Annotated in this window: 9 protein-coding genes and 1 pseudogene; 7 read left to right on the top strand and 3 right to left on the bottom strand. The window is 41.4% G+C overall.

The window, feature by feature from the left end; translation table 11 throughout:
• The first annotated feature begins 59 nt into the window (after positions 1 to 59).
• The 5 genes and pseudogenes from rsgA to AC0L4E_RS01605 all read left to right on the top strand — a co-directional run bounded on the left by rsgA (position 60) and on the right by AC0L4E_RS01605 (position 6,933).
• On the top strand, positions 60 to 1,115 hold the full coding sequence (gene rsgA / locus AC0L4E_RS01625; RefSeq protein ID WP_220752178.1) for a small ribosomal subunit biogenesis GTPase RsgA: 1,056 nt from the start codon (positions 60 to 62) through the stop codon (positions 1,113 to 1,115).
• Between the two features lie 65 nt (positions 1,116 to 1,180).
• Positions 1,181 to 2,041: an archaetidylserine decarboxylase gene (asd, locus tag AC0L4E_RS01620; RefSeq protein WP_473677711.1), complete on the top strand. Its 861-nt coding sequence runs from the start codon at positions 1,181 to 1,183 to the stop codon at positions 2,039 to 2,041.
• A 9-nt stretch (positions 2,042 to 2,050) separates the two neighbouring features.
• Complete coding sequence (locus AC0L4E_RS01615) at positions 2,051 to 2,977, top strand: DMT family transporter (protein WP_473677710.1); 927 nt, start codon at positions 2,051 to 2,053, stop codon at positions 2,975 to 2,977.
• Between the two features lie 23 nt (positions 2,978 to 3,000).
• Positions 3,001 to 6,203: pseudogene (locus AC0L4E_RS01610) on the top strand (mechanosensitive ion channel domain-containing protein).
• A 4-nt stretch (positions 6,204 to 6,207) separates the two neighbouring features.
• Positions 6,208 to 6,933: a glycerophosphodiester phosphodiesterase gene (locus tag AC0L4E_RS01605; protein ID WP_473677709.1), complete on the top strand. Its 726-nt coding sequence runs from the start codon at positions 6,208 to 6,210 to the stop codon at positions 6,931 to 6,933.
• A gap of 81 nt (positions 6,934 to 7,014) precedes the next feature.
• Here AC0L4E_RS01605 and AC0L4E_RS01600 read toward each other — a convergent pair whose 3' ends face one another.
• Positions 7,015 to 7,347: a DUF3392 domain-containing protein gene (locus AC0L4E_RS01600; RefSeq protein ID WP_473677708.1), complete on the bottom strand. Its 333-nt coding sequence runs from the start codon at positions 7,345 to 7,347 to the stop codon at positions 7,015 to 7,017.
• Positions 7,348 to 7,383: 36 nt separating this feature from the next.
• Here AC0L4E_RS01600 and AC0L4E_RS01595 point away from each other — a divergent pair, with 36 nt between their 5' ends.
• Positions 7,384 to 8,310 carry a D-2-hydroxyacid dehydrogenase gene (locus tag AC0L4E_RS01595; protein ID WP_473677707.1) on the top strand — a complete coding sequence of 309 codons (927 nt, stop codon included), beginning with the start codon at positions 7,384 to 7,386 and terminating at the stop codon, positions 8,308 to 8,310.
• Between the two features lie 226 nt (positions 8,311 to 8,536).
• Positions 8,537 to 8,731 carry a bacterioferritin-associated ferredoxin gene (locus AC0L4E_RS01590; RefSeq protein WP_055023428.1) on the top strand — a complete coding sequence of 65 codons (195 nt, stop codon included), beginning with the start codon at positions 8,537 to 8,539 and terminating at the stop codon, positions 8,729 to 8,731.
• Between the two features lie 101 nt (positions 8,732 to 8,832).
• Here the strand turns inward: AC0L4E_RS01590 and parC are convergent, their stop codons facing one another.
• Positions 8,833 to 11,127, bottom strand: a complete 2,295-nt coding sequence (gene parC / locus AC0L4E_RS01585; protein ID WP_473677706.1) for a DNA topoisomerase IV subunit A — start codon at positions 11,125 to 11,127, stop codon at positions 8,833 to 8,835.
• Positions 11,127 to 12,167, bottom strand: a complete 1,041-nt coding sequence (locus tag AC0L4E_RS01580) for a PQQ-dependent sugar dehydrogenase (RefSeq protein WP_473681460.1) — start codon at positions 12,165 to 12,167, stop codon at positions 11,127 to 11,129. The genes parC and AC0L4E_RS01580 overlap by 1 nt, the downstream gene beginning before the upstream one ends.
• Positions 12,168 to 12,203 lie beyond the last annotated feature (36 nt).

The following is a 12,203-nucleotide window of genomic DNA, read 5'->3' as shown; positions in this document are numbered from 1 at the left end:
GGTGTATCATACTGTTTTTTTATACGACAAAAAAACACCTAATTAATGAAGATTTGCCTGTGAGTAAAAAGAAACCTCTTAGCCAAGGTCAAAAGCGCAGAATGCGCGACAATCAAAGTAAGCGCCTAAAGCGTAAAGATAATCCAGATCAAGCCAACGATCTACAGGATAGTCTACTGGGACCAGAACAACAGGGAATCGTTATTTCACGTTTCGGCCAGCACGCAGACATCGAAACCGAAGACGGTACTGTGGCGCGTTGTAATATTCGCCGAAATATCACCAGTCTCGTAACCGGTGACAAGGTTCTTGTTCGCTTAGCCACTGAGACCGATCGCGGTATTGGTGGAATCGTTGAAGCTGTTCACCCCCGTAAGTCTTCCCTCACCCGTCCAGATTTATATGACGGCGTAAAAATTATTGCAGCCAATATTGATCAGATTCTAATTGTCTCTTCAATTTTACCAAGTTTCACCACCCAAATTATCGATCGATATTTAGTGGCCGCAGAAGATACTTCAATTCCACCGGTTATCATCCTTAATAAAATGGATTTATTAACCGATGAAAATCGTGAAGAAGTCGAAGTGGCTTTAGAGCGTTATCGCCAAATTGGTTACCCTGTTTATATGGTAAGCAGTCACACTGGTGAAGGTGTTGAACAAATAAAGTCATTACTTTCAGATAGTATTAGCGTATTCGCGGGTCAATCTGGTGTGGGTAAGTCATCATTAATCAATGCATTAATGCCCGAAGCAGACCTTCAAATTGGTGATGTATCTGGGAACTCTGGCTTAGGACAACACACCACCACAACCGCAAAATTATTACACTTCGAAAGTGGTGGAGACTTAATTGACTCTCCTGGTGTTCGAGAATTTGCTTTATGGCATTTACCCGCGCCACGCGTCGGTGAATGCTTTATTGAATTCAGAGAATACATCGGCACTTGTAAGTTCAGAGATTGTAAACACGGTAATGATCCGGGGTGCGCCTTGCAAGCAGCACTCGCGGATGGGAAAATAACCGAAGATAGATTTAATAATTATCATCGAATTATTGCCAGTCTTGATGAACAGCGTCATGCTCGACACTTCAGAGCATTAGATGAATAAGTCAGTTTATATTGCTTCAACCATCAAGATTTGAATAAAGATTAATCACTAAAAAGGGTACTCAATTGGATTCTGTTAAAATTGCTTTGCAATATATCTTACCTAAACATTTGCTATCACGCCTTGTGGGTAAGCTTGCGGCAGCGGAAGCTGGCGCGATAACAACCGCTGGTATTAAATGGTTTATCAAACAATATAAAATTGATATGTCAGAAGCGGCGCAGAGCGAACCAGAAGCTTACAAAACATTTAATGCATTCTTTACCCGCGCTTTAAAAACAGGCCTTCGCCCTATTGTTGATGACGCTAAAACCATGGCTCATCCTGTCGATGGCGCTGTGAGCCAATGCGGACCTATTGAAGCAGGTAAAATTGTCCAAGCCAAAAATCATGATTACACCACATTGGCTTTATTAGGTGGACAACAAAAAGATGCTGAGCGTTTTAATGGCGGTGATTTCGCTACTATTTATTTAGCGCCAAAAGACTACCATCGTATCCACATGCCTATCACTGGTACCTTGTCAAAAATGACCTACGTGCCGGGCGAGCTGTTTTCAGTTAACCCACTGACAGCGCAAAACGTACCTGGTTTATTCGCTCGTAATGAACGTGTTGTAGCTATTTTTGAAACCGAAGTTGGCCCAATGGCAATGGTATTAGTGGGCGCGACAATTGTGGCGAGCATTGAAACAATTTGGGCTGGTACAGTTACCCCTCCGTGTGGCAAACAAGTTTTCACATGGGACTACCCTACTGAAGGCGCAGAAGCGTTAACCCTTGAAAAAGGTGCTGAAATGGGTCGATTCAAATTAGGTTCAACAGTGGTGATGTTATTTGGCCAAGATGCGATTGATACGTTTGCAGAAGGCGTTGAGCCGACTGAAACGACTCGAATGGGCCAAGCTTTCGCACATTTAAAATAGCTTTTTATTATGCCACTCGGCATGATTAAATCTGGACGCCCTGATTTATCTAATACATCAGGGTTAATTCAGCTTCATATTGCAGTGCTACTGTTTGGAGGCACTGCATTATTTTCAAAAATCATTCCTCTTAATGCGCTAGATATCACCGTTCTTCGCTGTGCTGTCGCCTTCTTTGTGCTCGCCTGTATCGTTAAAATAAATCGCCAAGCATTACTGTTATCAAAACCCAAGCATTATTTAATTGCTGTTGGCTTAGGGCTTTTAGTGAGCTTACATTGGGTCACTTACTTTGCCTCAATGCAGTTATCATCAGTTGCCATTGGCATGATTGCTTTTTTTACTTACCCTGTCATGACTGTTTTAATAGAGCCCTTAGTCAATAAAACCCGCTTAAGGTTAATTGACTTGCTCTCTGGTATCGCCGTATTAACTGGGGTTTTCATGCTCATTCCTGAGCCTAACCTAGATAATGATGTCACCTTAGGTATCGCAGTTGGCGTACTTTCTGCTGCGTTATTTACTGCTCGTAACATATTGCATAAGAAGTACTTTTCGGAATATAGCGGCCCCCAAGCAATGTTTTATCAAACCTTAGTCGCTGTCATTGTGTTAAGCCCTTTTTTAGAGGTTAAGCTGAGCACTATTAGTTTAGATATCTGGCTAACAATTGCTGTTCTAGGGGTATTTTTTACCGCTGCCCCGCACGCATTATTCGCCTCATCATTGCGACAACTAAGTGCGAAAACCGTCGGATTAGTGTCTTGCTTACAACCTTTTTACGGTACAGTGCTAGCGTTATTGTTACTCAATGAACACGTCAACTTGAATACTGTGCTTGGTGGTTTGATTATATTAGCCACAGCAATATTCGAAACTCAGCAAAATCATAAAAAAATAAAGCGTAAACTCAGGTTTTTGTTACCATTGTATTAGTCTCTCACTAGCAATCATTCCCTATGTTACGTATTGCGTTTTTTATACTGTGCTTTATTCCTTTTTTTGCATCGGCAAACTCTCCCCTGCAACTTGATAAACGCTTGGGCTTTTCTCAAGGTAGCAGTTCATCGCAAACCGCAGATTTGTCGACACAAATTGAAAACGTGAAAACCAGTATCGAGAAACTCGATATGGAAGAAAAAAGCTATCTTGAGCTTGAGAAAAACAGTGACGTGATTATCCAAAAAATCACCACTGAGATTAATAAACCCACTGCCGAAATCTCTATCAGCACGGATGTAGATGAAGGACAGCAAGCTTCGATGGCCTACTATCATTTATCTGAGCTCAAACAGTCAGAAAATGATTTAAGTGAGCAGTTGGTCGAGCTAACCAAAAGGCAGCAACAATTACCGAGTTTGTTAAGACAGGCGAAAGATGCTTCAATTCAGCATCAAAGAACTAAGCTTGCACCTGCTGACACACCTTTAGGGCAACTGCATCTGTTGCAAGGCGAATTACTCAAACAACACATTGATACTTTGACCTCCGAGTTATCCAGCAGCCCCAAGCAAAAACAAATAACCCAATTACAGCTACAGCTATTGCGTATTGAACATGCCCAACAAGAAAAGTTAATTGAAACATTAAATAAAAAAATAATCAGAACCGCCAACAGCAAGCTGCTAATACCATTGCCAATAATATTATTGATGAGCAACAATTAGCCGACACTGTTTCGCAACAAATCAGTCAGCAAAATCAGCAATATGCCCAAGAGCTTATTCGGATAACCGATGGCATCACCCGTGTAATTACCCAACAAGAAAAGACCGAAAAACAATATCAATCCCATGCTCTACAATTAACCAATGTGGAAGAACAAATCACTTGGGTTGAAACCAATTCAGCTTTTGGCGATAGGTTCTTGCAAATGCTGCAATCTTTACCAAAGCCACCAAATCAAGATCTGTTACTGTCTGAAATAGCCGACTCTCGCTTAAAACGCTATCAAGCCGAACAACAAAAAGCGTTAAATAAGCAACAACTCACCAATGAAGACTTTCTGAATCATACCCAAATAAAGCTGCTTGAATCACAGCAAAGCTTAATTGAACAGTTAGTGCAAAACTACGATGTTTACCTCAATGAACAAGCTAAATTACGTAATAGTAATGAACAATTAAATCGCATCTATTTACGCTTAAAAAACACCCTTAATGAACATTTATTTTGGGTACCAAACGCGGCTAGTATTTCAGGTTTATGGTTAATCGATTTAAAAAATGCCGCAATTTGGTTAACTCAAGCCCCTCAAAGAGAAAAATTAAAGCAAGCTTGGCAGGCTCAAAATATTTATTGGGCTTGGTGGGTTATTATTTTAATTCTCTGCTTAATGGCGCAAGATTTATTAACCCCAAAGTTTAATCGTGCGATTGAAGATTTTGGTCAAAATGTCGGTAACGTAACCCAAGATAGGTTCATTTATACTGCTAAGACACTTGGGTTATCTTTGCTTTATTCGTTAGTAAAACCCCTTCCTTTGCTGCTTGCGGGTTTCATCTTTTTTTCCTCAGAACTCAATTTTGTTCACTCAATTGGTGTAGGAATACTATCAATTGGTTGCGCTTATTGGGTGTATCGATTTTTTGCCTTATTGTCGTTAGACAATGGTATTCTCATTAGTCACTTCAGACGCCCACAGCCTTTGGTTAAACGCCTACAAGAAAAAACCTTAAGATTTATTTTTGTGAGTTGGCCACTTATCGGCATTATGGGATTCAGCGAGGCAATTGATGCATCTTTGATCCGTAATAGTATTGGCCGAGGTGCATTTTTAGTTTTCACTATCACTTTACTTATTCTTTATCGTGATATGTACGCGTTCATTAACGACTTTCGTGCGAATGCCAATGATGGCAAGAACATGAAACTATTAAACAAACTTACATGGGCATTCCTTATTTCCGTGCCTTGTGCTTGTATAGTTTTAGCTGTTATTGGCTATTACTTTAGTGCCTTCCAAGTTTTATTACAGCTACAACTATCCTTACTCCTCGGCTTAGGCTTTTTACTGCTGTATCAAGTGATAAAACGTTGGATGTTAATCGAAAGACGGCTAATTGCTTTCGACCGTGCCAAAGCCCGCCGAGCAGAGCGCCTTGCACAGCGTGAACGTGGCGACCTAAATAACGCTGCTGATGTTAATGATAACTATGAAGAACCCATTGTTGATCTAGAGACCATTGCCAGCCAATCATTGGGCTTAGTGCGATCGCTATTAATATTAGCTTTCTTTGGTAGTTTACTGGCATTGGTCTCACAAACCCATACCGCTTTATTTTCTTTTTTAGATGGCATCACCTTGTGGAATACGCACTCTGTCGTGAACGGTATTGAACAGCAAATTCCAATCACGCTTAAATCAATCCTGTTTTCATTTACTGTCGTCGGTTTCTCGGCAATGATTGCTAAAAATTTGCCAGGTTTGCTAGAGCTGACCATTTTGCAACGACTTGAATTGCCCCCTGGTACGGGCTTTGCTATTACCACTGTGAGTAGTTACTTAGTCATATTGATTGGCTTGTTAGTCGGGTTCTCAACCATCGGAGTTGAGTGGTCGAAATTACAGTGGTTAGTTGCTGCTCTATCTGTTGGCTTAGGCTTTGGTATGCAGGAGATTTTCGCTAACTTTATCTCTGGTTTAATCATCTTATTCGAAAAACCTATTCGTATTGGCGATACCGTCACAATCCGCGATTTAACCGGTACCGTAAGCAAAATTGAAATTCGGGCCACTACCATTGTCGACTGGGACAGAAAAGAAATCATCGTGCCCAACAAAGCCTTTATTACCGAACAGTTAGTTAACTGGTCTCTATCAGATCCAATCACACGTGTAATCGTTAGCGTGTCGGTACAGCGTGATGCTGACCCATCAAAAGTTGAAGCATTACTTCATCAAGCTGTAAGAGAATGTGATTTATCATTGACCTTCCCTGAACCAGAAGTTTGGTTTGCAGGCTTTGGTCAGCACACCCAAGATTATGAAGTCAGATCCTATGCTAAAGACATGAGTGATCGCTGGCCATTAAGACACAATTTACACAAGCGGATCTGTAAAAAGCTAAAAGATAATCACGTTGAGTTGGCCTATCCTCAAATGGAAATCCATATCAATAACGGTCAGTCTCGTGATATTAACCAAATTATTAAAGGCTAAATAAATGCTGATTTTTGCACACCGTGGCGCAAGTGGTTATGAAGTAGAAAACACCTTAGCCGCCATGGATAAGGCACTTGCACTGAATGTGCAAGCAATTGAACTTGATGTTTATAATATTGAAGGTGAGCTCTATGTGTTTCATGACCGCCGACTAGAACTCAAAACGTCAGGCTTTGGCCTAACTCACCTAAAATCGAAACAAGAAATCGATAACGTCACTATAAAGCAACACCCGATACCAACGCTGTGGCAAGTGATGGAGTTAATTAATGGCCGTTGTGTTGTTAATATCGAATTAAAGGGCTATCACACAGCTGAGCCCTTAGTGGCAATTTATCCCAAGTTAATCGACAAGCTAAATTTTACCGAAGAGCAAATATTAGTTTCATCGTTTAATCAACCATATTTAAGTCTTGTTAAACAACATTTTCCAAATGCCAGAGTTGCGCCAATTCTTGCCGGTGTGCCGCTACATTATGCCGAGTCAGTTACGACGTTAAATGCCTACTCTATTCATGTCGACCTTCACTTTGTTACCCATGAAATGGTAAAAGATGCTCACCAACGAGGTGCAAAAATCTATGTCTATACCGTCGATAACCCTGAAGACATTTGTGCACTTAAAGGCTTAGGTGTTGATGGTATTTTCAGTAACTATCCAGATAAAGCCGCTGCTGCATTAATCGAATGCAAAACTGATGATAGTCATCAACAGTGGTTCGGATAAGCTTTAGCCATGAGGGGTTAGCAAATTAGTTAGACACAGTTCACGCTTGTTAGCGTGAACTAGCTAGATATAGCAACCTCTTTATACCTGCCTGTTTCGCTGAGCCCAAGCTCCGATGCCGAAAAATATACCAATAACAAGAAGTAACATCCATTGGGATGGCATCACCCTAAGCTGACTTGCAAGCCATGGGCTAATACTTACAATCGCTAAACCATAACCAAACGCATTCACCAAAACAAACGCACAGGTTCGAATAAAAAAACCACTTCCTGATAGGGTTTTTCTCAACACGCGATTTATATCGGTCGCAAAAATAACTATCGTACAGGCCACTAAAGCGGTGGCAATTTCAGTCATCCATGGATGTAACATAGCGCCTACTTTCGATAAAAATGCTATGATTTGATTCATTAACCTTCCCTTGAAATTTCGAAAAATGGAATATTTATGGCACATAAATTACTGCTATTAACCCAAGAAAATGATAAATATCGCGAGTTATTAACCAGCTATAACTTACCAGATCTTATTATTTTAGGGGATAATCCAAGCAGTATTTGTGAAGCCAATATTTGGTTTGCAGAGCCCCAACTTGCAGCCCCACTATTAAACTTAGGCGCAGAGCTTAAATGGTTGCAATCAACATTTGCCGGCGTTGATAAAATCACAGGTTCACGCCAACGCCGCGATTATACCCTCACAAATATCAAAGGCATTTTTGGCCCGTTAATGAGCGAATACTTGTTTGGTTATTTGCTTGCACATCAGCGTGAACACGCCAAATATAAGCAGCAACAACTGCAACAACAATGGGCACCAGGTAACTTCCGCACGCTTCAAGGCCAGAATCTATTACTGCTTGGAACTGGCTCCATTGCACAGCATATTGCCCAAACTGCCAAACATTTCGGTATGAAAGTCACAGGATTAAGTAAGACCGGAACCAGCAAACCATTTTTTGACCGTGTGGATACGATTGATCATTTAGCAGAGTACTTACCTAAATCACACGCTGTAGCCAGTATTTTACCTAGCACTTTAGATACTGAAAACATGCTCAATGAAACCATGTTAGCGTTATTACCTGCGGAATCAGTTCTGTTTAACCTAGGACGAGGAAATGTTCTAGATTTAAATGCCCTCGCTAAGCAGTTACAACATCAACCGCAACAATATGCTGTATTAGATGTATTTAACCAAGAACCACTTCCAAGTGAACACGCAATTTGGCAATGCCCTAATGCCATTATCACTCCCCACATTGCTGCCCCAAGTTTTCCAGAACAAGTCGCTGAAGTGTTCGTAGAAAACTTCCATTTATGGAATAAACAGCAGCCCCTTAATCACCAAGTTGATTTTATTAAAGGCTATTAACTTTCCATCAAAAAGTACTCTTCAGAGCTCGTTATTGCTGATTTCGTGAGCTAGTTTGCAGTTTATAATAACCATTACTTTTCGTTAATTATCAGTTTTGTTCAAAAAGTTATTAGCAATGAGAACTGTTTTCATTTACAATTACATTATTGTTGATTAGCTAGCATATTTAATCCGACTCATTCTTTTTGCTTAAATATGTCATCAAACTTTACGAAGAGGCTTTATGTACGTTTGTCTTTGTCACGGAATTACTGATACCCAAATCAGAGAAGCAGTAAGCAAACATGGTGACAGCTCTTTAGCTGACGTTAAAAAACGCTTAGGTGTTGCTGATCAGTGTGGTAAGTGTTCACGTATGGCGACTAACATTATTAAAGCCCAAGTCGATGTCGAGCCTAACTTCTACGAAGTCGCTTAATTTCATTTCTCTTTAGCGTTAATTCTTCAAAATCTATTCATAAAAAATGCTGCCCTAAGGCAGCATTTTTGTTTTAAAGCTTTTGACTACTCACAATTACATTATTCGCTAGCTTCATCTGATTCAAGCTCAGCGGCTTGTGAGCCCTGCTCAATCTGCACGCTATCAACCCGCTGTAAGCCTCTAGGCAGTTTAGCGCCGCGACGGCCTCTCTCACCACGATAATGCTCTAAGTCAGATGGTTTCAAGGTTAACTTACGTTTACCTGCCCATAAGGTCACTGAGGCGTCTTCAGGGATGATATCAAGATGGATAAGTAACTCTTCACGGCTCTTAGCACGATCCGTTGGAATACCTATAATCTTATTACCTTTACCTTTAGATAATTGCGGCAGTGCATCCACATCAAATATCAACATGCGGCCTTCATTGGTAATGGCAATAATTGACTGTGTCACGCCCTTGTTCACAAGCTTAGGCATTAACGACTGTGCATTGGCTGGTAAGCTGAGTAAGGCTTTACCCGCTTTATTACGACTTATCATATCGGCATAAGAACCAATAAAGCCGTAACCGGCGTCACTAGCAAGTAAATAGCATTGGCTATCCACGCCCAATAATACGTGACGCATGACCGCGCCAGGCGATAAATTGAAGCGAGTGGTGATCGGTTCGCCCTGACTTCTAGCAGAAGGTAAAGTATGGGTGTCAGTTGCAAAAGCCCGCCCAGTAGAGTCAATAAACACCGTTGGTTGGTTACTCTTACCACTCGCACTACAGAGGAAAGCATCCCCCGCTTTATAGTTTAGTCCTTCGCCATCAACATCATGACCTTTGGCGCAGCGAACCCAACCTTTATCTGACAGTACAACCGTCACAGATTCCGCAGGTGTAAGCTCTTGCTCTGTTAATGCTTTAGATTCTAAGCGTTCAATAATTGGTGAGCGTCTGTCATCGCCAAATGTTTCACCGTCTTGAATCAATTCTTTCTTAACTAAAGTTTTTAAACGACGTTCAGAACCTAAAATTAACTCAAGCTTGTCACGTTCAGCAGCTAACTCTTCCTGCTCGCCTTTAATCTTGAATTCTTCAAGTTTGGCTAAGTGACGCAGCTTTAAATCTAAAATGGCTTCTGCTTGCTTCTCTGATAACTCAAAACGCGCCATTAGCTCGGCTTTAGGTTCATCATGGAAGCGAATAATTTCAATGACTTCATCAATATTCAAGAACGCGATCATTAACGCATCAAGAATATGAAGTCGCGCCAGCACTTTATCTAGTCGGAACTGCAAACGGCGAGTCACTGTAGAAATACGGTAGGTCAGCCATTCAGTTAATAGCTCTTTTAGCCCTTTCACTTTAGGGCGGCCATCAAGACCTAAGACATTTAAATTAACCCTAAAGCTCTTTTCTAAATCTGTGGTGGCAAACAAATGCGCCATCAGCTGATCGCAATCAACGCGATTTGAACGAGGCACAACCACTAATCGCACAGGGTTTTCGTGATCGGATTCGTCACGTAAATCAGCCACCATTGGCAGCTTTTTGGCCTGCATTTGATTAGCGATTTGTTCAAGAATTTTGCCGCTGCCCGCTTGATGCGGTAAAGCAGTAATGACTACTTCACCATTATCAATATCGTAAACCGCGCGCATTTTGATCGAGCCGCGGCCAGTCTCGTATATCTTAGCGATATCTTTACTTGGGGTAATAATCTCAGCGTAAGTTGGATAATCAGGACCGGGAACAAACTCCATCAGGCGTTCTAAGTCAGCCTTAGGGTTTTCGAGTAACTCAACACATGCTGATACTAATTCACGCACGTTATGCGGTGGAATATCAGTTGCCATACCAACAGCAATACCAGTAATACCATTAAGTAAAATATGTGGTAATCGAGCGGGTAATGACTTTGGCTCTTTCATGGTGCCGTCAAAGTTAACGCCCCAATCTACCGTGCCTTGGCCAAGTTCAGACAATAGTACTTCAGAAAATTTTGACAGTTTTGCTTCGGTATAACGCATCGCAGCGAAAGATTTAGGATCGTCTGGAGCACCCCAGTTTCCTTGACCGTCTACCAAGGGGTAGCGATATGAGAATGGCTGCGCCATTAATACCATGGCTTCGTAACATGCGCTGTCACCATGGGGATGGTATTTACCTAATACATCACCAACGGTACGGGCTGATTTCTTATGCTTTGACTGGGCTGATAAGCCAAGTTCGCTCATTGCATAAATAATACGACGTTGAACAGGTTTTAAACCATCGCCAATATGTGGCAATGCACGGTCCATAATCACGTACATTGAATAGTTTAAATAAGCCTCTTCAGTAAAACGGCGTAGAGGCATTTGCTCAACGCCATCAAGGCTTAATTCAATCGCATCACTCATTAGTTCTTATCCTGTGATTGTTCTGTCGCTTTGTAATACAAGCGGTATATATTGCCTTTTAAGTCATCAGAGATGAACATTGCACCATCAGGTGCATTTATCAGGTCATAAGGTCTAGCGACGGGAAATTCTCCGTCTAAAAAGCTTACCACTCTTTCACGTTCAGTAATTTGGTCACCGTCAAGAGTTAGCATGACAACTTGATAACCGATCTTACTTGAACGATTCCAAGAGCCATTTTCGGCAACAAAAAGTTGATTGTGGTAACGCTTGGGAAACAGCTTACCTTCATAAAAAAGCAAACTTGTGGGTTTAACATGAGCAGGAAGCTCAAATTCTGGTGCTGTTATATTTAACGTGTCTGGTTTATTAAATGCAGGCTCTTTGACGTCGGTTCCGTGAATATACGGAAAACCAAAATGGCTACCTTTAACATCAATGCGATTGATTTCATCAGCGGGCATATTATCACCCATCCAATTTCGGCCTTGGTCGGCAAACCATAATTTATCTGTAGACGGTGACCAATCAAATCCAATTACGCGACGAAGCCCAGAAGCCACTTGTTCGGTATCACCGGACTCAATATCGATAGCCAATAAACTGCCAAAAGGTGCTGGCGCTTCACACACATTACATGGAGAGCCTATCGACAAATATAATCGTCCATCAGGACCAAACTCCATTCCTCTGGCGTGTTTTTTATCGATGCTTGGTAAGCCTGAGTAAACCTCTTTCGGCCTACCGGGTCTGCGCAAACGGTTTTCGACATCCTGATAGCGCAATATGCGATCGTCTTCAGCGACGTATAAATCACCATTATGAAATGCAATAGCTTCTGGGTACTCTAAACCTTTGCCAATCAAATAGCGTTTATTCACTTGGCCATCGTTATCAGTATCCACTAACGCGTATATGGTGCCACTCTTTCTTGAACCTACAAACAAAGTGCCTTGGCTACCTATTGCCATCTGCTTGGAGTCACCCAAGTCTGAAGCATATAAAGTGAGTCCAAATCCTTTTGTCACAGTAATCATCATAGGATCGGCAGCAAGTGCCTTAACCGCAGCTAGCTG

The organism is Shewanella sp. GJ50-10 (assembly GCF_055808815.1).
This window is presented reverse-complemented; position numbering and strand designations above follow the sequence as displayed.